Origin of the sequence: Piscinibacter sp., assembly GCF_047600445.1 — a bacterium.
In the GTDB taxonomy this organism is placed as follows: Bacteria; Pseudomonadota; Gammaproteobacteria; order Burkholderiales; family Burkholderiaceae_C; genus Piscinibacter.
Genome location: NZ_JASGKT010000001.1, coordinates 221982 through 243080 on the forward strand (window position 1 = coordinate 221982; position 21099 = coordinate 243080).

Genomic DNA, 21099 nt, shown 5'->3' on the forward strand with positions numbered 1-21099 from the left:
GGCGCAGCCCGAGCCGGGGGACATGAGCGGAGTGGGCCACCCCGCGGCCGCGCCCCTCGCTCCCAAAGCTCCCCTCGCCGCACGACAGGAGGAAATTGACGATGTTCGACTGGATGGCCTGGACCACGCCGGTGGCGATCTTCTTCGCCTGCATCGTGCTGATGCTGGCCGGCATGACGATCTGGGAGGTCCGCTCGCCCACCGTCGAGCGGCGCGGCTTCCTGCCGATCGCCACCACGCGCGGCGACCGGCTTTTCATCGGGCTGCTGTCGGCGGCCTGGCTCAACCTCGGCTTCGTCGCCGTCAGCGAGAAGCTGATGGAATGGATGAGCCTCGACGAGGAGCCGTCGATCTGGATCGGCTTCGCGCTGTCGATGGCGCTGCTCGCGCTGGTGATGCGCAAGGGCTGACGCACCGCGTTTTCAGGGCCGCCGGCTTCGCTGCCCGGCCGGCGCGCCCATCACACAAGGGAAGCGATTCTGAGGAGACCCGAATGAAGTTGCGCTTGAACGCCGTGGCCTTCGCGGCCATCGCCCTGAGCCTCGGCCAGGGCGCATGGGCCGGCGAGGCCGAAGCGAAGAAATGGATCGACAGCGAGTTCCAGCCGTCCACGCTGAACAAGGACCAGCAGATGGCCGAGATGAAGTGGTTCATCGAGGCCGCCAGGAAGCTGCAGGCCAAGGGCGTGAAGGAGATCTCGGTGGTCTCCGAGACCATCACCACGCACGAGTACGAATCGAAGACGCTCGCCAAGGCCTTCGGCGAGATCACCGGCATCCAGGTCAAGCACGACCTGATCCAGGAAGGCGACGTGGTCGAGAAGCTGCAGACCTCGATGCAGTCGGGCAAGTCGATCTACGACGGCTGGATCTCCGACTCCGACCTGATCGGCACGCACTACCGCTACGGCAAGATCATGAACCTGACCGACTACATGTCGGGCAAGGGCAAGGAGTGGACCAACCCCGGGCTGGACGTCAAGGACTTCATCGGCACCAGCTTCACCACCGCGCCCGACGGCAAGCTCTACCAGTTGCCCGACCAGCAGTTCGCCAACCTGTACTGGTTCCGCGCCGACCTGTTCGCGCGGCAGGACCTGCGCGACAAGTTCAAGGCCAAGTACGGCTACGACCTGGGCGTGCCGCTGAACTGGAGCGCCTACGAGGACATCGCCGAGTTCTTCACCAACGACGTGAAGACCATCGACGGCAAGCCCATCTACGGCCACATGGACTACGGCAAGAAGGACCCCAGCCTGGGCTGGCGCTTCACCGACGCCTGGCTGTCGATGGCCGGCGCCGCCGACATCGGCAACCCCAACGGCCTGCCCATCGACGAATGGGGCATCCGCGTGGCCGCCGACAAGTGCACGCCGGTGGGCGCCTCGGTCTCGCGCGGCGGCGCCACCAACTCGCCGGCCGCCGTCTACGCGCTGACCAAGTACGTGGACTGGATGAAGAAGTACGCGCCCAAGGAAGCCATGGGCATGACCTTCGGCGAGGCCGGCCCGGTGCCGGCGCAGGGCCAGATCGCGCAGCAGATCTTCTGGTACACCGCCTTCACCGCCGACATGACCAAGCCGGGGCTGCCGGTGGTCAACGCCGACGGCACGCCCAAGTGGCGCATGGCACCCGGCCCCAACGGCCCGTACTGGAAGCAGGGCATGCAGAACGGCTACCAGGACGTGGGCTCGTGGACCTTCTTCGACAAGCACGACGAGAACCGCACCGCCGCGGCCTGGCTGTACGCGCAGTTCGTGACGGCCAAGACCACGTCGCTGAAGAAGACCCTGGTCGGCCTGACGCCGATCCGCGAGAGCGACATCCAGAGCAAGGCGATGACCGACATGGCGCCCAAGCTCGGCGGCCTGGTCGAGTTCTACCGCAGCCCGGCGCGCGTGGCCTGGTCGCCCACCGGCACCAACGTGCCCGACTACCCCAAGCTCGCGCAGCTCTGGTGGAAGAACGTGGCCGTGGCCGTGACCGGCGAGAAGACGCCGCAGCAGGCGATGGACAACCTCGCCGAGGAGATGGACCAGGTGATGGCCCGCCTCGAACGCGCCGGCATGGCACGTTGCGCGCCCAAGCTCAACAAGAAGGAGAGCCCCGACAAGTGGCTGTCCGACAAGGGCGCGCCGTGGAAGAAGCTGGCCAACGAGAAGCCCAAGGGCGAGACCATCGGCTACGACACGCTGCTGAACGCCTGGAAGGCGGGCAAGGTGCGTTGAGCTGATGACGGCGGGGTGGGTTCAGCCCATCCTGCCCATCGGCAGCGACTCGCACAGCGCCGCGAGCACGCCGGCCTCGCCGGCCGGCAGCTCGCCGGCGCGCAGCGTCACGGCGCGCTGGACGCCGCGCAGGCGGAAGTACAGCTCGTCTTCCATCGCCTCGACCTCGGCGGCGTCGGCGCCGGTGGCGGCCTGCACATGCCACAGGCCACTTTCGTTCCAGCCGATGCGCAGCCGCGCGACCAGGAACGATGCCAGATCCAGCGCCGCGCGCAGCGCGGGTGAGCGCTCGCCCACGGCGAGCAGCGCGATGTTGTCCTCGGCCGCCTGCAGCACCTCACCGAGCGCGGCGCGGCGGGCACGGATCTCGGCCGGCTCCAGCACCGGCCGCAGCGCCGGCTCGCCGAGCACGGCGTGCATCAGGTGGCCCACCCAGGCCAGGTCGAACTCGCCCGGCACGGCGCGCAACGCCACGCCGGCGCGCGGCAGGCCGTCGTGCGGGCTGCGCAGCGCGGCCAGCGCCGCCTCGACCACGCAGACCAGCCGGCCCAACACCGAGATGCGGTCGCCCGCCAGGCGGTGCGGGTAGCCCGAGCCGTCGAGCCGCTCGTGGTGCTCGGCCACCGCGCGCGCCACCACGGCGGGGTAGTTGGTGAGCTGTGCCACCAGCAGCAGGCCGACGTGCGGATGCACGACGAGCTGGCGGTAGCTCAGCGCGTCGAGCTCGCGGTCGGCCTCGGCCTCGCCGGACTCGGGCGCGACGTACATCTCGCCCAGGTCGTGCAGCAGGCCGGCCAGCATCGCCAGCCGGATCTCCGGCGCCTGGCCGCCGTGGCGCGCCATCAGCGCGCCGGCCAGCGCCATCGCCGCGACGGCATGCTCGAACACCGCCGGCCGCGCCGCCTGCGCGGCCGACAGCAGCAGTTGCGCCACCGGGTGCAGGTGCAGGTGCGTGACTTCGCGCAGCAGCCGCGCCGCCTGCGGGCGCAGCAGCGGCGCGAGGCGGCCGTCGCCGTCGATCAGCGCGGACAGGTCGCCCGCCAGCGAAGCGAGCGTGACGCCCTCTTCGGCGAGCAGGCAGGCTTCGAGCGGCTCGCGCAGCTTGCGGTCGAGCAGCTTGCGCTGCAGCTCGGCCGACACCGGCTGGTGGCGCGCCCACAGCTTGGTGCCGGCGAGGTCGAAGATGTCGGTCACCGCGATGATGCGGCGCGTCTCGCTCGCTTCGAGGATGGCGGCCAGCGCATGCGGATTGGCGCTGGCGAAGGCCGGGGCGCTGCGGGGCGGGGTGGGCATGGAGGCTCCTGGTCGGGCTGTCCCCCGGCCTATCGGCACGCGCCGGCGCGACTGGAGAGGCCGGCAGCGCGCATCGGTGTCCGTCTGCAAGCGCCGTTGCGCCGGCGCCGCAGCGCGCGGTTGCGGTTACTTGCACCTTCCCCCTTCGCGGCCGGGCGTTCCGGCCGCTTGTCACACCGCGCGGCCGTGAAACATCTGCGCCGCGCCCGCGGCGGCGTGGCCTGCCGTTCACTGGCGGCATGAGATGCGCCCGATTGCTCGCCTTCGGCCTGCTGACGCTGCTTGCCGGCTGCGGCAGCCTGCGCCTGCCGGGCCTGGCGCCCGCCGAGGCGCCGGTGGCCGCGCCCGAACCGGCGCCCGAGCCCACGCCGACGCCATCGCCCGCGGCGCCGGCCGCGCGCGCGGCCGTGCCCTACACGCACCCGCCCGACGCGGTGCCGCGCGTGGCCGCGATCCCGCAGGGCGCGCCCAACCTGCCCTACGAGATCAAGGGCGAGCTGTACGACCCCGAGAACACCGACGTGCCGATGACCGAGCGCGGCATCGCCTCGTGGTACGGCCGCCCCTTCCACGGCCGCCGCACCGCCAGCGGCGAGGTCTACGACATGAACGCGATGACGGCGGCGCACAAGACCATGCCGCTGCCGAGCTACGCGGTGGTGCGCAACCCGAAGAACCGCCGCGAGGTGGTGGTGCGCGTCAACGACCGCGGTCCGTTCAAGAACGGCCGCATCATCGACCTCAGCCGCGCCGCGGCGCGCAAGCTCGGCATCACCGGCGTCGCGACGGTGGAGCTGCGCCGCCTGACGCACCCCGAGATCCGCAGCGGCGCCTGGAAGCTGCCGGCGCAGCGCATGGCCGACGCCTCGCCGACCGAGTAGGTTGCGTGAACGGCGCTGGCGGACAATCGCCGCCGTCATGAGCCCCGCCGCCGCCGTCTCCGCCACCGTCACCGGAACCCTGTTCGCCCTGGCCGCCGGCCTGATGTGGGGGCTGGTGTTCGTCGGCCCGCTGCTGCTGCCCGAGTACCCGGCGGCGCTGCACAGCTTCGGGCGCTACCTCGCCTTCGGCCTGATCGCGCTGCCGCTGGCCTGGTTCGACCGCGCCGCGCTGCGCCAGCTCACGCGGGCCGACTGGCGCGAGGCGCTGCGCCTGGCGCTGGTGGGCAACATCGTCTACTACCTGTTCCTCGCCAGCGCGATCCAGCGCGCCGGCGGGCCGCTGCCGACCATGATCATCGGCACGCTGCCGGTGGTGATCGCGATCACCGCCAAGGCGCGCGGCCACCGCGCGGGCACGCGTCGCGAGGCGCCGCTGCGCTGGCGCGCGCTGGCGCCCTCGCTGACGCTGATCGCGCTGGGCATCGCGCTGGTCAACCAGGTCGAGCTCGAGCACCTGCGCGCCGACCCGGCCGCCGACCTGGGCCGCTACGCGCTCGGCGCGCTGCTGGCGGTGGGCGCGGTGGCCTGCTGGACCTGGTACCCGATCCGCAACGCCGAATGGCTGCGCGCCCACCCCGAGCGCAGCCCGCGCGGCTGGGCCACCGCGCAGGGCCTGGCGACGCTGCCGCTGGCGCTGCTCGGCTACGCGCTGACCTGGCTGTGGTTCGCGCTGTCGGGCAACGCCTTCGAGATGCCGCTGGGCCCGCGCGCCTGGCAGTTCGTCGGCCTGATGTTCGCCATCGGCCTGTTCGCCTCCTGGCTGGGCACGCTGTGCTGGAACGAGGCCAGCCAGCGCCTGCCGCCCACCATCGTCGGCCAGTTGATCGTGTTCGAGACGCTGTCGGCGCTCGCCTACGCCTTCGTGCTGCGCGGCCAGTGGCCGCAGCCGGCCACGCTGGCGGGCATCGTGCTGCTGGTGGCCGGCGTGCTGTGGGCGCTGCGCGCCGGGTCCGGCCCGGAGGTGGCCGAGGCGCATCCGAACTGAGCACGCTGATACAAGGCGGGCGGAACGCCGGCCTGGGCTGCGGGGTCGCACAGCGGTCGCCAGACCCGCGAGGAGGCCCTTCGATGCAGACCCGCACCATCGCCCTGATCACCGCCGCCGTGCTGGCGCTGGCCGGCGGCGCGGCCTGGTGGTTCACGCGCGGCCAGCCGGCGCCGCGCCCGCCGCGCGCCCAGGCGCCGGCCGCGTCGCCGGCACCCGCCACGCCACCCGCCGCGACGCCGCCGCTCGCCGAGGCCGGCCCCGAGCACCCGATCGAGCCCGAGCCGGCCGCCAGCGCCGCGCCGCTTCCGGCGCTGGCCGACTCCGACGCGCTGCTCGGCCAGGCGCTGGCCGGGCTGGTCGGCCGCTCCGGCGTGCTGACCTTCCTGGCCACCGACGGCTTCGTGCGCCGCGTGGTCGTCACCGTCGACAACCTGGCGCGCGGCATGGCCGCCTCGCGCCTGTGGCCGGTGCAGGCCACGCCGGGCCGGCTGCAACTGCTCGCGGCCGGCGATGCGCAACTGATAGGCGCCGACAACGCCCGCCGCTACCAACCCTTCGTCGCCTTCGTCGCCTCGGTCGAGCCCTCGCAGGCCGCCGCGCTGTACCGGCGCCTGTACCCGCTGTTCCAGCAGGCCTACGTCGAGCTGGGTTACCCGAAGGGCCACTTCAACGACCGCCTCGTCGAGGTGATCGACCACCTGCTCGCCGCCCCCGAGCCGGCGCGGCCGCCGGCGGTTGCGCTGGTCGAGGTGAAAGGCGAGGTGCCTTCGACGCGGCCCTGGGTGCGCTACGAATACACCGACCCGGCGCTGGAAGCGCTGTCGTCGGGCCAGAAGATCATGGTGCGCGTCGGGCTGGCCAACGAGCGCCGGTTGAAGGGCTGGCTGGCGGGGTTCCGGCAGGCGGTGGCGGCTCAGCGATAAAACGCCTCGACCCGCCCCTTCAGCTTCAGCATCACCGGGTTGCCCTTGCGGTCGACCGTGCGGCCGTGCGGCACGCGCACCCAGCCTTCGCTGATGCAGTATTCCTCGACGTCGGCGCGCTCGGCGCCGTTGAAACGGATGCCGACCTCGTGCTCGAACACCGCGGCCACGTGGTGCGGGCTGCGCGGGTCGATCGAGAGGCGGTCGGGCAGGGGCGGTTTGCTCGGGGTGTCGCTCATGGCGGCGATTGTCGGCCCGTCAGATGCCGGCCAGCGCGGCCAGCCCGGCGGTGTCGACGGCGCCGGCGTGCATGCCGTGCTGGCCGCTGCCCGCATTGCGGTAGACGATCAGCGGCACGCTGTCGGCCTGCAACTGGCGGAACAGCTCGGTGTTGTCCTTGACCTTCTGCACGATGTCCTCGGGCAGCTTGGCCGCCACGCCGATGCCGCCGCCGCGCGCGAGCAGGCTGGCCTCGTGTTCGGCCATCGCCTTGGCGGGGTCGGGCGCGGCGAGGATGGTCGCGCCCTGCGGGCCCGACTGCGAGCGCAGCAGGCCGATGGGCATCCACACCATCTTCAAGCGGTTCAGCAGCGGCTGCGACGCGGCCCACAGCTCGGCGCAGTGCGGGCAGGTGGTGTCGAAGAAGACGTAGACCGTGTTGGCCGCCATCATCGCGCCGACCGTGAAGCCGTGGCCGCGCTCGGCGATGGCGTAGGCCTCGATGCCGTTGGGCTTGCGCGCGGCGGCGGGCGCGGCGGCCGGGGCGGCCGAGGTGGCTTCGGCGTCCTTCTTCGAACAGGCGGCCAGCGGGGCGAGCGGCAATGCGGCCAGGGCGAGCAGCAGCGGGCGGCGTTGGAGGCGGCGGGTGGTCTTGTTCATGGTGGAAAAAGGTTTCAGGAGTCGCGCCGGCGCAGGCGCGCCCACAGGACGGCCATCCAGGCCGCCAGCGCCAGGAAGAACACCAGCAGCGCGCCGGTGATGTCGGAGAACGAGAGCTGCGGCGGCTGCTGCGCGTTGGCACGCACGACCAGCAGGTGCACGTAGGCGAGGAACAGCGCCACCGCCGCGGCGAACCAGCGCAGGTGGCCGTACACGAAGGCCAGCGTGGCGGCGCGGCGCTCGGGCGCGAGCCAGTAGGCGCGGTTCGGGATATTGAGGTGCCGGCCCTCGCCGCCCGCCACGACCGGCACCAGCCAGCCGATCAGCAGCGGCAGGCCGACCACCAGCAGCAGCATCAGCACGAGGTAGCTGCCGCGGGCCATCGCGCCGTCGGCCGCGCCATCGGCGCCGAAATGCGAGGCCACCACCGGCGGCAGGCCCGCCGACGTGCGCCAGACGAAGGCGCCCAGCGCCATCAGCAGCAGGAGCAGCGCCGTGTTCGACCCGCGTGGCTTCACGTCAGTTGCCTCGCAGCGTGGGCCGGTCCGGCAGCTCGTTGGGATTGGCCTGCCCCGGCGCGAGCGGGAAGTGGCGCGCGAGCAGCGCATCGACCGCGTCGATCGCGGCGTTCAGCCCGGCCTCGAATTCGCCCTGCCGGAACGCGGCGCGCATGTGCGCCATCACCTCCTGCCACTGCTCGGCGCTGACCAGGCGGTCCAGCGCGCGGTCGGCGACGATCTCGATGTGGTGCTCGGCCAGCAGCAGGTAGATCAGCACGCCGTTGTTGTGCTCGGTGTCCCACACGCGCAGCTTGCCGAACATCGTCAGTGCGCGCTCGCGCGTGCTCGCGCCGCGCCACAGGTAGCTCAGCGGCAGCCCGGCCTCGGCGCAGACGCGGATCTCGCCGCTGTGGCGCTTCTCGCTCGCGGCGACGCGCCGCTCTATGCGGCCGAGCGCGGCGTCGTCGAGCGCGCGCGCGAGGTCGCCTTCGTCGAGCCAGCGGTGCTTGAGGATGCGCGCGAGCCTGCCCATCACCAGTCTCCCGACGCGCCGCCGCCGCCGAAATCACCACCGCCGCCGGAGCCGAAACCACCGCCGCCACCGCCGAAGCCCCCACCCCCGCCGAAGCCGCCGCCACCACCACCCCAGATGATCGGCGGCCCGCCGTGGCGCGTGCCGCGCGCGGCGCCGCGCGTGGCCGCGCCTATGCCCAGCACCATCACCAGGATCAGCGCGACGACACCCACGCCCACGGCCAGCGCCACGCTCGCGCTGAACCACCAGCCCATGCCGCCGGCCGCCGCCGCGGTGGCCAGCGAGCCGAGCTTGCGGCCGAAGATGCCGGTGAGCACCGCGCCGATGATGGGCACGGCGACGAACAGGAACAGGGCCAGGTCCTGCAACTGAAAGCCCTGGCCCGAGGGCGGCAGCGGCCCTTGCGGCGCGGCGTTCGGCTCGGGCAGGCCCTCGTTGCCGATGCGCGCGTCGAGCCGGTCGATCGCCGCGTTCAGCCCGCCGGCGAAGTCGTCGCGGCGGAAGGCCGGGCTGATCACGTCGCCGATGATCTGGCGCGCCGCCAGATCGGGCACCGCGCCTTCGAGCGCCTTGGCGACCTCGATGCGCACGCGCCGGTCTTCCTTGGCGACGACGATCAGCAGGCCGTCGCCCACCGCGAGGCGGCCGATCTTCCACTGGTCGGCCACGCGCTGGCCGTAGGCGGCGATGTCCTCGGGCTGCGTGCTGGGCACCAGCAGCACCACGAGCTGCGTGCCGCGCCTGGCCTCCAGCGCGGCGAGCTTGTCGCTCATCGCCTGCTGCTGCGCCGGCGTCAGCGTGCCGGTCTGGTCGATCACGCGGCCGGACAGCGGCGGCACCGGCCGCAGCGGCTGCGCGAACGCCACGGCCGCCAGCGCGGCCAGCAGCGCGGCGAGGAGGGAGCGCGCGAGGCGCATCACGGCGAATCGCGGCGAGTCGCGCTTACTTCGACGCCGGCTTGTCGAAACTCACCGCCGGCGGCTGCGAGATCTGCGCCTCGTTCTGCACGCTGAAGTTCTCCTTCACCTTGTAGCTGAACAGCATCGCGGTGAGGTTGGTCGGGAAGCTGCGCGCGAGCACGTTGTAGTCCTGCACCGCCTTGACGTAGCGGCCGCGCGCCACGGTGATGCGGTTCTCGGTGCCTTCGAGCTGCACGCGCAGGTCCTGGAAGCCCTGGTTGGCCTTCAGGTTGGGGTAGTTCTCGACCACCGCCATCAGGCGCGACAGCGCCCCCGACAGCTCGCCCTGCGCGGCCTGGAATTTCTGGAACGCCGCCGGGTCGTTGATCAGTTCGGGCGTGGCCTGGATCGAGGTGGCCTTGGCGCGCGCCTCGACCACCTTGGTGAGCGTCTCCTGCTCGAAGTTGGCCTCGCCCTTGACGGTGGCGACGATGTTCGGGATCAGGTCGGCGCGCCGCTGGTACTGGTTCAGCACCTCGGACCAGGCCGACTTGGTCTGCTCGTCGAGGCGCTGGAAGTCGTTGTAGCCGCAGCCGCCGAGCGCGAGGGCGGACAGCAGCACGGCGACGGCGCCGAGCAGGCGGCGGGAAAGCGAGAAGGTCATGGTCGGTTCTCCCCAGTGAAGCGCGGGGATGGTACTCCCCCGCGCTGCCCGATCTGGGGCCGGCCGGCCGGAATTCAATCCCGCGCGGCGCGCCTCAGGCCTTGTCCAGCGCCGCGTCCAGGTCGGCCAGCAGGTCGGCGATGTGCTCGATGCCCACGCACAGGCGCACCGTCTCCTCGCCGACGCCGGCGCTTTTCAGCTCCTCGGGCGAGAGCTGGCGGTGCGTGGTCGAGGCCGGGTGCGTGGCCAGCGACTTGGTGTCGCCGATGTTGACCAGCCGCGTGAAGAGCTGCAGCGCGTCGAGGAAGCGCTCGCCGCCGGCGCGCCCGCCCTCGACGCCGAAGGTCAGCAGCCCGGAGGCGCGCCCGCCGAGCAGCTTCTTCGCCAGCGCGTGGTCGGGGTGGTCTTCCAGCCCGGCGTAGTTCACCCACGCCACCTTCGGGTGCTTTTTCAGGTGCCGCGCCACGGCCAGCGCGTTGTCGCAGATGCGGTCCATGCGCAGCGCCAGCGTCTCCACGCCCTGCAGGATCTGCCAGGCGTTGAAGGGCGAGATCGCCGCACCCATGTTGCGCAGCGGCACGACGCGCGCCCGCCCGATGTAGGCCGCCGGCCCCAGCGCCTCGGTGTAGACCACGCCGTGGTAGCTGACGTCGGGTTCGTTCAGGCGCTTGAAGCGTTCCTTGTGCTGCGTCCAGGGGAACTTGCCGCTGTCGACGATCGCGCCGCCCAGGCTGGTGCCGTGGCCGCCGAGGTACTTGGTCAGCGAGTGCACGACGATGTCGGCGCCGTGCTCGAAGGGCCGGCACAGGTAGGGGCTGGGCACGGTGTTATCGACGATCAGCGGCACGCCGTGCCGGTGGGCGATCGCGGCGATGGCCGCGATGTCGGTGATGTTGCCCTGCGGGTTGCCGAGCGACTCGACGAACACGGCCTTGGTGCGCGCGTCGATCAGCGGCTCGAAGCTCGCCGGGTCGCGGTAGTCGGCGAAGCGCACCTGGATGCCGTACTGCGGCAGCGTGTGCGCGAACAGGTTGTAGGTGCCGCCGTACAGCGCGTTGCTGGCGACGACGTTGTCGCCGGCCTCGGCGATGGTCTGGATCGCGTAGGTGATGGCCGCCTGGCCCGAGGCCAGCGCCAGCGCCGCGATGCCGCCTTCGAGCGCGGCGATGCGCTCTTCGAGCACCGCCTGCGTCGGGTTCATGATGCGCGTGTAGATGTTGCCAGGCACCTTCAGGTCGAACAGGTCGGCGCCATGCTGCGCGCTGTCGAACGAATAGGCCACGGTCTGGTACAGCGGCACGGCGACGGCGTGCGTCGTCGGCTCGGGCGCGTAGCCGGCGTGCACGGACTTGGTCTCGAAACGCCATTGGCTGGTGTCGCGGGTCATGCGGGTGTCTCCTGGGTGGCGGGCGAAGCGGCGAGTCTAGGCGCGCCGCCGCGACACGAACCGCATAAGCATCAACGGCCGCCGCGGTAGGCGTTCTCGCGCGCCGGGTGCTTGACCAGCGTGCCGGCGGCGAGCGCCGCGCCGGCGCGCTGGGCCTGCGCCCGGGCGGCCGCGCCGGCCGTGCCCGCCGGGCAGGCGCCGGTGGCGCGCAGCGTCAGCGCGGCCGACAGGCGCGCCTCGGAGGCATCGCCGAGCGCATGCTCCAGGTCGTCCGCCACCGTGCAGTCGGGCGTGAAGCCGCCGGCGTAGTCGCCGAAGCCCTTGGCGTTGACGCCCTCGAACTCGATCGGGAAGTAGGAGATGCCGCAGTTGTCCTGCGACAGGAAGCCGTAGGGCTTGCCGCAGGTGGTGCCGCCGATGCGGCGCACCGTGACGTCCACGCCTTGCAGGCCGTTGATGATGGCCTCGCTGGCCGAGCAGGTGCCTGGGCCGGTCAGCACGTAGACACGCGGCAGGTTCAGCGTGGGCAGGGGCTGGCTCTGCGTGGACGTGTTGTAGAAGGGCGTGACCTCGTTCTCGCTGCTGCGCTTGCGGTTGAAGCGCAGCGTCTCGAAGGTCTTGCCGCTGGTGGGGTTGGGGCCGGCGATCATGTACGCCAGTTCGCTGGCGATGTAGAGGTAGCCGCCGCCGTTGTAGCGCAGGTCCAGCACCAGGTCGCTGACGTTCTGGGCCTTGAGGGTGTCGATCGCCGCGCTCAGCCGGCCCTCCGCCGTCGCGATGTGGTCGTTGAAGAGCAGGTAGCCGACCTTGCCGCCGTCGGCGGCCGTCAGCACCGAGGTCTGCGGCACCGGCTCGGTGATGAAGTTGGCGATCCTGGCGATGGCCTTGGCGCCCAGCGCCACGCCGCGGCGGCTGAACACGTAGCTGTGGGCCGTGGTGTTCGCGCCGAACAAGGCCGCGTTCAGGACCGTGACGCCCGCCGAGGTGCCGTCGTCGGCCGAGACGCCGTCCACCGACAGCAGCGTGTCGCCGCGCAGCACGCCGGCGATGTCGCCGGGCGAGCCGGGCTGCACGTGGACCACGCGCATGTTGCGCGGCGGTGTCGGCGAGTCGTAGTGCCACTGGATGCCGTCGCCGACCATCTGCCCCGACTGGTACAGGGCGTTCCAGGCCTTCGTCGGGTAGGTGAAGCTGAAGCGGTCCTTGCCGACGGCCGTCAAGGCGCTGAAGTAGCTGTCGATGGCGTCGTAGAAGCCCGCCGGCGTGTCGCTGCTGAACAGCGGCTGCGCGGCGTCGACCGCCGGCACCTCGTCGAACCAGAGATAGGCTTCGTCGACGTACGCACGGACCCAGCGCTTCTCCGTGGCCAGGCTGCCCGCCTTCGGCGCGCTCCTGGCGTCGGCGCGGTAGGGGTTGTTGGCCGAGCACTGCTGCGCCAGCGCGGCGCTGCCGCCGTCCGGGGGCGTGGTGCCGTCGCCACCACCACCGCCGCCGCCGCCACCTCCCCCGCCGCAGGCCGACAGCGCGACGCAGATCGCCAGGACTCCGAACCGTGTTGCCGCGCTGCCGAGTGTCATGAGCGTGTCCCCTCCCCGGGGTTTGTCATCGGATGAAACCCATTATGTCGTCACCGGTCCACGCGCCCGACCGGCGGCCGCCACGCCACCAGCGCGTCCAGCTCGGCCTCGCGGCGCTCGCGCGGCAGGCGCCGGATGCCCTTGAGCACCCAGGCGGCGCGTTCGCGCGCGCCGGCTTCGTCGGCGCCCCAGCGGCGCAGTTGCTGGTCGGGGTTGACCAGCAGGCTGGCGAGCCAGGCGGCCTCGCGCGGCTTGAGCCGGTTCGCGCTCTTGCCGAGGTGGTGGCGCGCGGCGGCCTCGGCGCCGCAGACGCCGTCGCCCCAGGGCAGCAGCGCGAGGTAGAGCTGCAGGATGCGGCCCTTGCCGAGCGTGCGCTCCATCTCCACCGCGTACAGCCACTCGCGCAGCTTGCGCGCGGCGTCGCGCTCGTCGCCGGTGTAGAGCAGCTTGGCGAGCTGCTGGGTGATGGTGCTCGCGCCTTGCAGCAGCCCGCCCGAGCGCGAGTCGACGCGCTGGTTGGCCTTCAGCACCGCCACCCAGGCGTCGAGTTCGTAGCCGGGGTGCTCGAAGAAGCGCTGGTCCTCGGCGGCGATCACCGCGTTCTGGATCCAGCCCTCGATGCGGCCGCCGTCCGGCTGCGGGCGGCAGCGCTGCGCCACGTCGACATCGCGCAGCGCCTCGGTGCCCAGGCCGGCGACGGCGATGTCGGCGAGTGTCGGCCGGAGCTTGGTGACGCGCCAGCCGGCGGCGTCGAGCCGGCCTTCGAGCCCGAGCGCGACGCTGCCCTGCACCTGCGCTTGCCGCAGCTCGGGGATGGATGCCTCGAACGCCGCGAGCACACGCGCCAGCGGCGTGGCCGGCAGCTCGGCATGCACGCCCAGGCCGTCGTGTTGCAGTTCGGCGCGCCAGGCCAGCGTGGCCGGGCGTTCGCCGCGGCCCAGGCGCAGCGTGCCGTCGAAGCGGTCCGCGCCGCGAATGTCGATGCTCAGGCGCGCTTCGTCGATCACGACGGGCTGCGAGCCGAGGCCGCCCAGCCGCACGCGGCAGGGCGCGCAGCGCGCCGCCAGCCGGTGCGCGCCTTCGCCTTCGGTGTGCACCTGCCAGTCGCCGAACCGGCGTCCGTCCAGCCAGGGCAGCGCCAGCGGGTGCGTGGCCCAGCGCAGCAGCGTGGGCACGCTGGCCTGGCGTTCGAACTTCCAGACGCGCAAAGCCATCGCCCACTCGCCCGGCCGCGGCGCGAGCGCATGCCAGGCCAACGCGGCGAGCAGCACGGCGGCCAGCAGCAGCGCCGCCAGCGCGCCGGCCATGAACTTCGGCAGCGCCCTCATCACAAGGCCTCCACCACGGTGACGGCCTGCCACGGGCCTTGCGAGCGGCCCAGCGCGGCGGCCCAGAACCACGCCGAGGCATCGACGAAGTCCTCGCCGTCCTCGCCTTCGATGCGTTCGCAGACACGCAGCCGCTGCCCGTCGCCTTCGGCCTCGAAGCAGCGCCACAAGCGCCGTCGCGCATCGTGTTCGAGCTGCGCGTGTTCTATGCGGTAGCCCAGGCCGCGGAAGCAGTCGGCCGCCGGATGCAGCATGCGCGTCGGCGCGTCGACGCGGCGCAGCACCAGCACGCGCTCGCCGTCGGAAAAGCGCGCGATCGCGCCCGGGAAGCGCGCCGCGAAGCGCTGTTCGACCGCGTTGGTGGCCAAAGGCCGCAGCGCGCGGCCCTCCCACTCGCGCGGCCACTCGACGTGGCGCGGCGGCGCGGCCGCAGCGCGCCGCGCCGAGGCCAGCGGCAGCGCCGCCGCCAGCGCCAGCAGGGCCGCGGCGAGCGCCGGCCAGTGGCGCTGCCAGAGCTCAGACGAGGGCTTCACGACGCGCTCCTTTGCCCATCACCACGATCACGCCGGCGCACACCAGCGCCAGCACCAGCAGGCCTATGCCTTCGTGCAGCGCGCTCGCCAGGCCCTGCGGCCGCGCTTCCAGCGCCACCAGCAGGCTGTTGCGCAGCACGTTGCCGGCCAGCACGATCAGGCCGACGCAGGGCAGGCGGCGCAGGAAACGCGCGTCGCGCTGGCCGCTCAGCGCCGCCGCCGCGCAGGCGCAGAACCAGGCCATCCAGGCCATCTGCACGCCCGAGCAGGGCGCGTCGACGATCACCAGCCGGCCTTCGACCCGCATCGCCGCGCCGCTGCGCTCGGCCGCGATGCCGGCCGCGCGCAGCAGCCAGGCGCTGGCCTGCGCGGTCAGCACGCGCAGCGGATAGCCGCCGTAATACTGCAAGGAGGCGATCCACGGCAGCGCCAGCAGCACCAGGCCGGCCAGCGGCGCGCGCGGCGCGTCGGCCGGCAGCCAGGCGAGCAGCGCCGCCGCCAGCGCCAGCGCGGCCAGCAGCGCGCAGGCCAGCGGCGGCGCGATCGGCAGCGCGGCGTTCGCGGCCAGCGTCAGCGCCACGCCGGCGCCCAGCCAGCCGGTACGCGGCGCGAGGCGCAGCGTGTGCGCGCGCGCCGCCAGCAGCATCAGCAGCAGCGCCAGCGCGGCCAGGCCGAGCGGCTCGTCGGAGCCGTCTTGCACACGCGCCAGCAGCCACGCGCCGTGCGGCCACAGCGCCGCCGCCTGCAAGCCCAGCCAGGCGGCCGGCGCGAGGTAGGTCGGCCGGCAGCGCAGCGCGTTCAGCGTCGCCGCGCTCACCAGTTGCTCCGCTTGGCCAGCGCGGCGCCCACCAGCGCCAGCACCACCAGCAGCGACAGCCACGCGCCCGGCTCCGGCGTGCTGGGCACCGCGGCGCCCACTTCGCCGACCGCCAGGTTGCCGACGCCCTGCGGCAGCGGCAGCGGCTGGTCCACCGGCACCGCCGCTTCGCTGCCGCGCACGATCTGGTCGACCGCGATGAAGCTGGTGTACTGCGTCAGCAGGCTGTAGCGCAGGCCCAGCGCGGTGATCGCCTCGCGCTGGCCGCTGCCGCCTTCGAGCGCCTCCTGGTCGGAGAGCTGCTGGATGCGGCTGCGCGCCCACAACTGGCGCAGCGCGCCGGCCTGCGCATCGGGCGCCGCGACCGGCACCACGTCGACGTGCGCGCCGGTGGCCGCCTGGCCTTCCAGCACCAGTTGGCCGCGCGGCTCGCCGCGCCACTTGCCCTGGATCAGCACCGGCCGGCCGGCCAGCACGTCGGGCAGCGCATTCAGCGACGCGGGTTCGAGGTCGTAGACGTCCAGCCCCTCGAAACGCGCGCGCAGGTTCGTCAGCACCGGGCTGTCGATCATCTTGCGCAGCCGCTCGGCCTGCGCCGCCGCGAGTTCGGGCCGGGTGACGATGAAGGGCTCGCCCTGGCCGGCGCGCGCGATGCCTTCGATCAGGTGCCGGTTCACCGCGCTGCCGATGCCGAAGGCGAACACGTTGCTGTTGCCGAGGTTGCGGCGGATCAGCGCGAACACCTCGTTCTCGACCGTCACGTAGCCGTCGGTGACGACGATCACGCTGCGCGCCACGTCGGCCGCCTTGGGCAGCGCGGCGATGCGCTTGAGCGCCGGCACGATCTCGGTGGAGCCGCCGCCGCGCGCCTGGTCGATCACGGCGACGGCGCGCTCGATGTTCTGGCGCGTGGCCGGCACCGGCGCGGCGTCCAGCATCTGGCTGCTGCCGGAGAACAGCAGCACGTTGAAGGTGTCGCCGGGGCGCAGCTTGCCGATCAGGTTGCGCAGCAGCGTCTTCGCGGTGGCGAGCGGCTGGCCGTGCATGGAGCCGGAGATGTCGACCACGAACACGTACTCGCGCGGGTTGATCTGCGCGGGGGCGATGGCCTTCGGCGGCTCGACGACGGCGAGGAAGAAGTTCTCGCCGTCCTCGCCCTGGAACAGGCTCAGCCCGGTGGCGGTGCGCTCGCCGGCGAGGCGGTAGCCGAGGATGAAGTCGCGGTCGTTGCGCGCGCCGGCGTCGTTCAGTTCGACCTCGGCCTGCGCCGTGCCCTCGCCGGCCACCTCGATGCCGTGCGAGGGCGAGCGCAGCTCGCTGACCGGCAGCGGCGAGGCGAAATGCACGCGCAGCGCGAAGGCCGGGCGCGAGGCCTCGCTTTCCTTCCCTTCCTTCAGGTGCGCCGTGGCCGGGAAGGTGTTGCCTTCGCCCGCGCGGTGGTAGCGCGGGCCGGCCACGGTCGGGAAGACGAACTCGTAGCGCCCCTCGGTGGGCAGCACCAGCTCGGTGTAGCGCAGTTCCACCTGCACGTCGTCGCCAGGCTGGATGTTGGCCACGTTCATCGTGAACACGTTGGGCCGCGCCTGTTCGAGCAGCGCGCTGGTCTTGCCCTCGCGCCGGGCGGCGTCGTGGCGGATGCGCGCGCGCTGCTTCTCCTCGATCTGCGCGTGCAGCACGCGCCCGCCCAGGCGCACCTGCATCGCGTGCACCGCCGCGCGCGTCGAGCCGGGGAAGACGTAGCGCGCCGCTATGGGGCGCCGGCCCTCGTTGCGGTAGCGCTGCGTGACGGTGACGTCGGCGATCGCGCCTGCGATGCGCACCTCGACCTGCGTCGCCTTCAGCGGCAGCGCGTCGACGCCGGCCTCGCCGGCCACCGCGAAGTACGGGCCTTCGGCCTGCGGCGCCTGCGCGTCGTCGGCGAAGGCGGGCGTCCAGGCCACGCTGATCGCGAAGGCCCAGATCGCGAACAGCACGGCGACGAGCACCCGGCCGCCCCTGGACAGCGGCGGCAGCGGGTGGCGGAAGAGCGGAAAGACGGGACCTCGAACGCGGCGCATGCGGCTTCTCCTGATGGCGTGCCGCACCAGGCGGCGGCACGGGGCTCAGGATGGAAGCGCGCTGCGAAGAGCGTTCGAAGGGCGCGCGGGGAATGTGAAGCGGGCGTGAAGTCCGCTAACGCACGCTGTAGCCGCGCCCTTCCATGCAGGCCAGCGTGGCGCGGTGGAACACGCCGGCGTCGGCCATCGCCGCCGGCTGCGTGGTGGCCCAGCGGTTGCACTCCTGGCGGTCGGCCTCGAGCTGGGCGGCGCTCTGCTGCCGGCTCGGGTAGAAGATCGGGTCGGGCGGGCCTTTCGGCGGCGGCGGCGGCGCGGGCGGCTCGGCATACGCCGCCGCCGGCGGCGCGACGACCAGCGGCGCCGGGTAGCCGTAAGGGCCGTACCAGGGACTGTAGTAACCCCCGTAATAACCGCCGTAGTAGCCCGGCCCCACGTACAGCGGCACGCCGATGCCGATGCTCACGCCGCCGCGCCAGCGGCCGGGGCGGGCCTGCGCCGGCTCGCTGGCCAGCGCGGCGGCAAGGGTGATCAGGACGAGGCTGGCGGCAGCACGCATGGCGGTTTCTCCTCGCGGGCCGGCGGGTGCGGCCCCGACAGGTCGATTCTGCGCCTACAGGCCGAGCAATTCAGGCGTCGGCAACAGTTCGAAATCGGTCGCCTCGCGCAGGCGGCGGCGCGCCTGGAAGCGGCCGACACAGCGCAGCAGCAGGCCGACCTGCTCGACCAGCGTGTCGCCGGCCACGGCGTTGGGCAGCAGCCGCGCCAGCAGCGTGTCCAGCGTGCCGAGCGCCTCCTCTTCGCCGAGGCTGAGCACCAGCATCTGGGCGAGCGTGGCGGCCAGCGCGTCCTCGCTGCTGGCGGCGTCGAGCTGCTGCGCCGCCAGCGCGAGCTGCGGGCCGTCGATGCCGCCGTCGCGCAGCAGGCTGACCGCCGGCGCCAGCCCGGCCAGGCCGCGCCGCGCATCGGCGGCGTGGCGCAGCAGTTCGGCCACCACGCGCACGAAGCGCGAGCGCGCGTCCAGCGGCTGGCCGTGCGGCAGCGCGGCGCAGGGGCCGGACAGGGTTTCGTCGATGTGCCCGTCGTCGCCCAGGCGCATCACGTCGAGGTAGAGATGCGCGGGGTCGACGGCGGGCAGGTCCGCGAGGCGCACGATCAGCGCGCCGGCGCGGTAGCCGGGCAGCTCACGGGTGCCGAGCCAGCCGTCGGGGCTGTCGGCACCCAGGCGGCGCCACGGCGAGGCCGCGGCGTCGCCGTCGTGGCGTCCGGCATGGCCGAGGGAAGCCATCGGCACCCCAGGGTTGCGCTCGTGCGCGCCCTCAGGCGGCGCGGCGCGACTTGGCCGCCGGCTTGGTGGCGGCGCTGAACTTGACGATGTTGGCCTCGGCGGCTTCGGCGGCCTGCTTGGCGGCCTTCTGCGCATTGCCGAAGGCGTCGTTGGCGGCGGCGAAGGCGGCCTTGGCCATCGCCACGGCCTGCTCCGAGCCGGCCGGCGCGTTCTTGGCGGCCGATTCGACCAGCGCGGCGAACTTGCGCTGCGCGTCGGCGGCGCCGGCTTCGGCGACTTCGCTCAACTCGGCCTGCACGCGCGAGACGATGTCGTACAGCTTGCGGCCATAGGCGCCGGCCTTCTCGGGCGCGGGCTGCAGCCACTCGGCCTGCAGCGCGAACAGCGATTGCATGTCCTTGGCGCCCAGCAGCGCCTGCGCCTGCGCGTCGGCCTCGGCGAGCGCGCCGCGCGCGGTCTCGAGGTTCAGCGCGACGAGCTTCTCGGCGGCATCCAGGCCGGTGGAAGCGAGGCCGAGCAGCGTGGCGATCTGGGCCTTCTGGGCGGCGGCGAATTGTTCGTTGGTCGTCATGGCAAGGGCTCCTTGGAGGGTGATGAAATCTTTTGCTGCATCGCAGCATGATTGCATCATAGTGCCCCGGCTCACGAACGCAAGCGCCGATTGCTGCGTTGCAGCAAATCTAGATGAAAACCCCTAAGCCGTGCCCAGCCGGTTGCGCCCGGCGCGCTTGGCGGAAAGCACCGCCTCGCTGGCGCGCTGCACCAGCGTGAGCGGGTCGTCGCCGGCGCCGAGCTGGGCGACGCCGACGCTGGCGGTCAGCGCCACGCGGCGCTGGTCGACGCTGAGGATCTCGGCGGCGGCCACCTGCGCGCGCACGCGCTCGGCCACACGCTCGGCGGTGGCGCGGTCGGTGTCGGGCATCACCAGGCAGAACTCCTCGCCGCCGTAGCGCGCCAGCCAGTCGGTCAGGCGCACGCCGTGGCGCGCGATCTCGGCGAAGCGGCGCAGCACCTGGTCGCCGCTCGGGTAGCCGTAGGTGGCGTTGACGTCGTGGAAGTGGTCGAGGTCGATCAGCGCCAGGCTCAGGGCGCGGCCGCGCTTGTGCGCCGTCTCGACCTCGCGCGCCAGCCGCGCGTCGAAGTAGCGCCGGTTGTGCAGTTGCGTCAGCGCGTCCTGGTTGGCCTCGCGGCGCGCCGCCTCGACGAGGCTGCGGCCCATGTTGGTCACCAGCGTGGTCATGCGCTCGGTCAGCACGCGCGTGACGTTCTCGAAGTGGCGCACGTAGAGGTCGCGCTCCTCGCCGCCGGCGCCGTCCTGCAAGGCCTCGTAGGAGACCAGCCGGTTGCGCCCGCGGCTCTTGGCCTCGTAGAGCGCCACGTCGGCCTGGCTCATCAGGTCGGCGAAGCTCGAACGCTCGCGAACGAAGGCCAGGCCGGCGCTGGCCGACACCGCGATGCGCTGCATCGGCTCGCCGTCCAGCGGCGCGGCCGCGGAGTCGTCGAAGCGGTTGACGAGCCGCTCGAAGCCGCTGCCGCCGGCCGCCGGCGCGACGAAGACGTGTTCGGCCAGGCGCTGCAGCATGCGCTGCACGTCGGCGGCGATGGTGGCGCGGTCGTAGCGCGTCAGCAGCGCGGCGAACTCCTCGCCGCCCCAGCGCGCGAGGCGGTCGCCGGGCGCCAGCGCGTCGAGCAGCAGCGCGGCCGACTCGCGCAGCACCTGGTCGCCGGCCTGGTGGCCGAAGCGGTCGTTGATCTGCTTGAAGTGGTCGAGGTCGAACAGCACCACGGCGCGGCACTCGTCGGGCGCGTCGCTCGCCGCCAGCGCCTGCGTCAGCAGCGCCTGCCAGCGCTTGCGGTTGGCCAGGCCGGTCAGCTCGTCGGTGAATTGCAGCGAGTGCAGCCGCGCCTCGCCGCCGGCGTGCTTGAGCAGGCGCGCCAGGCGCAGCAGCAGCAGTTCCACCGGATGCAGGCCGCGCACCACGTCGTCGCGGGCCTTGAGGAATTCCAGCGCCTCGGCCTCCTGCTCGGCCGTGTCGGCGACGATCAGCGTCGGCCGCGCGTCGAGCAGGTACTCGCGGCGCAGGCGCCGCGCGTCGCCGAACAGCGCGCAGCGCAGCACGCGCACGCCGGCCTCGGCCGGCAGCGCCGCGCCGGCCGCGCAGGGCAGCACGCGCACGCCGTGCGCGCGCAGCGGCTCGAACGCGGCTTCGTCGTCGAAGTCCGCGTGCGGCAGCACCCAGGCGATGGTCGTGGCTTCCACGCGGCG

The 21099-nt window shown here is 72.8% G+C and carries 22 protein-coding genes; 5 read left to right on the top strand and 17 right to left on the bottom strand.

The window, feature by feature from the left end:
* The first annotated feature begins 101 nt into the window (after positions 1-101).
* Together QM792_RS01040 and QM792_RS01045 are read left to right on the top strand one after the other, a co-directional pair.
* Entirely contained in the window at positions 102-410 is a 309-nt protein-coding gene (locus QM792_RS01040) for a DUF2160 domain-containing protein (protein ID WP_415147316.1), read from the top strand.
* Positions 411-493: 83 nt separating this feature from the next.
* Positions 494-2227, top strand: a complete 1734-nt coding sequence (locus QM792_RS01045; protein WP_415147317.1) for an ABC transporter substrate-binding protein — start codon at positions 494-496, stop codon at positions 2225-2227.
* Between the two features lie 21 nt (positions 2228-2248).
* On the opposite strand, the gene QM792_RS01050 is transcribed toward QM792_RS01045, so the two are convergent.
* Positions 2249-3520 (bottom strand): HD-GYP domain-containing protein, encoded by a 1272-nt coding sequence (locus QM792_RS01050; protein ID WP_415147318.1) that lies wholly within the window; start codon positions 3518-3520, stop codon positions 2249-2251.
* A 239-nt stretch (positions 3521-3759) separates the two neighbouring features.
* Between QM792_RS01050 and QM792_RS01055 the strand changes: the two genes are divergently transcribed.
* The 3 genes from QM792_RS01055 to QM792_RS01065 all read left to right on the top strand — a co-directional run bounded on the left by QM792_RS01055 (position 3760) and on the right by QM792_RS01065 (position 6372).
* Entirely contained in the window at positions 3760-4401 is a 642-nt protein-coding gene (locus QM792_RS01055) for a septal ring lytic transglycosylase RlpA family protein (RefSeq protein ID WP_415147319.1), read from the top strand.
* Positions 4402-4438: 37 nt separating this feature from the next.
* Entirely contained in the window at positions 4439-5446 is a 1008-nt protein-coding gene (locus tag QM792_RS01060) for a DMT family transporter (RefSeq protein ID WP_415147320.1), read from the top strand.
* An 83-nt stretch (positions 5447-5529) separates the two neighbouring features.
* Positions 5530-6372: a DUF3014 domain-containing protein gene (locus tag QM792_RS01065; protein WP_415147321.1), complete on the top strand. Its 843-nt coding sequence runs from the start codon at positions 5530-5532 to the stop codon at positions 6370-6372.
* On the opposite strand, the gene QM792_RS01070 is transcribed toward QM792_RS01065, so the two are convergent.
* The 16 genes from QM792_RS01070 to QM792_RS01145 form a co-directional block, all read right to left on the bottom strand.
* Positions 6363-6611, bottom strand: coding sequence for a DUF3297 family protein (locus tag QM792_RS01070; protein ID WP_415147322.1), 249 nt, complete (start codon positions 6609-6611; stop codon positions 6363-6365). The genes QM792_RS01065 and QM792_RS01070 overlap by 10 nt on opposite strands.
* A 19-nt stretch (positions 6612-6630) precedes the next feature.
* Complete coding sequence (locus QM792_RS01075) at positions 6631-7251, bottom strand: thioredoxin fold domain-containing protein (RefSeq protein WP_415147323.1); 621 nt, start codon at positions 7249-7251, stop codon at positions 6631-6633.
* Between the two features lie 14 nt (positions 7252-7265).
* Positions 7266-7769: a hypothetical protein gene (locus tag QM792_RS01080; RefSeq protein WP_415147324.1), complete on the bottom strand. Its 504-nt coding sequence runs from the start codon at positions 7767-7769 to the stop codon at positions 7266-7268.
* A gap of 1 nt (position 7770) precedes the next feature.
* Positions 7771-8283, bottom strand: a complete 513-nt coding sequence (locus tag QM792_RS01085) for a TPM domain-containing protein (RefSeq protein ID WP_415147325.1) — start codon at positions 8281-8283, stop codon at positions 7771-7773.
* Positions 8283-9203, bottom strand: coding sequence for a TPM domain-containing protein (locus QM792_RS01090; RefSeq protein WP_415147326.1), 921 nt, complete (start codon positions 9201-9203; stop codon positions 8283-8285). Before QM792_RS01090 ends, QM792_RS01085 begins: the two co-directional genes overlap by 1 nt.
* Before the next feature lie 25 nt (positions 9204-9228).
* On the bottom strand, positions 9229-9849 hold the full coding sequence (locus QM792_RS01095; RefSeq protein WP_415147327.1) for a LemA family protein: 621 nt from the start codon (positions 9847-9849) through the stop codon (positions 9229-9231).
* Positions 9850-9943: 94 nt separating this feature from the next.
* Entirely contained in the window at positions 9944-11236 is a 1293-nt protein-coding gene (locus tag QM792_RS01100; protein ID WP_415147328.1) for an O-acetylhomoserine aminocarboxypropyltransferase/cysteine synthase family protein, read from the bottom strand.
* Between the two features lie 71 nt (positions 11237-11307).
* On the bottom strand, positions 11308-12813 hold the full coding sequence (locus QM792_RS01105) for a S41 family peptidase (protein ID WP_415147329.1): 1506 nt from the start codon (positions 12811-12813) through the stop codon (positions 11308-11310).
* A 50-nt stretch (positions 12814-12863) separates the two neighbouring features.
* Positions 12864-14141, bottom strand: coding sequence for a biosynthetic peptidoglycan transglycosylase (locus QM792_RS01110; protein ID WP_415147330.1), 1278 nt, complete (start codon positions 14139-14141; stop codon positions 12864-12866).
* Positions 14141-14674 (bottom strand): hypothetical protein, encoded by a 534-nt coding sequence (locus QM792_RS01115; RefSeq protein WP_415147331.1) that lies wholly within the window; start codon positions 14672-14674, stop codon positions 14141-14143. Before QM792_RS01115 ends, QM792_RS01110 begins: the two co-directional genes overlap by 1 nt.
* Entirely contained in the window at positions 14658-15491 is an 834-nt protein-coding gene (gene xrtQ / locus QM792_RS01120; protein ID WP_415147332.1) for an exosortase Q, read from the bottom strand. Before xrtQ ends, QM792_RS01115 begins: the two co-directional genes overlap by 17 nt.
* A complete protein-coding gene (locus QM792_RS01125; protein ID WP_415147333.1) occupies positions 15488-17548 on the bottom strand; it encodes a VIT and vWA domain-containing protein in 2061 nt (686 codons plus the stop codon). The genes xrtQ and QM792_RS01125 overlap by 4 nt, the downstream gene beginning before the upstream one ends.
* Before the next feature lie 115 nt (positions 17549-17663).
* Complete coding sequence (locus QM792_RS01130; RefSeq protein ID WP_415147334.1) at positions 17664-18104, bottom strand: hypothetical protein; 441 nt, start codon at positions 18102-18104, stop codon at positions 17664-17666.
* Between the two features lie 54 nt (positions 18105-18158).
* Positions 18159-18833, bottom strand: a complete 675-nt coding sequence (locus QM792_RS01135) for a hypothetical protein (RefSeq protein ID WP_415147335.1) — start codon at positions 18831-18833, stop codon at positions 18159-18161.
* Positions 18834-18864: 31 nt separating this feature from the next.
* Positions 18865-19404, bottom strand: a complete 540-nt coding sequence (locus QM792_RS01140) for a phasin family protein (RefSeq protein WP_415147336.1) — start codon at positions 19402-19404, stop codon at positions 18865-18867.
* A gap of 123 nt (positions 19405-19527) precedes the next feature.
* A complete protein-coding gene (locus QM792_RS01145; protein WP_415147337.1) occupies positions 19528-21093 on the bottom strand; it encodes a GGDEF domain-containing protein in 1566 nt (521 codons plus the stop codon).
* Between the last annotated feature and the right edge of the window lie 6 nt (positions 21094-21099).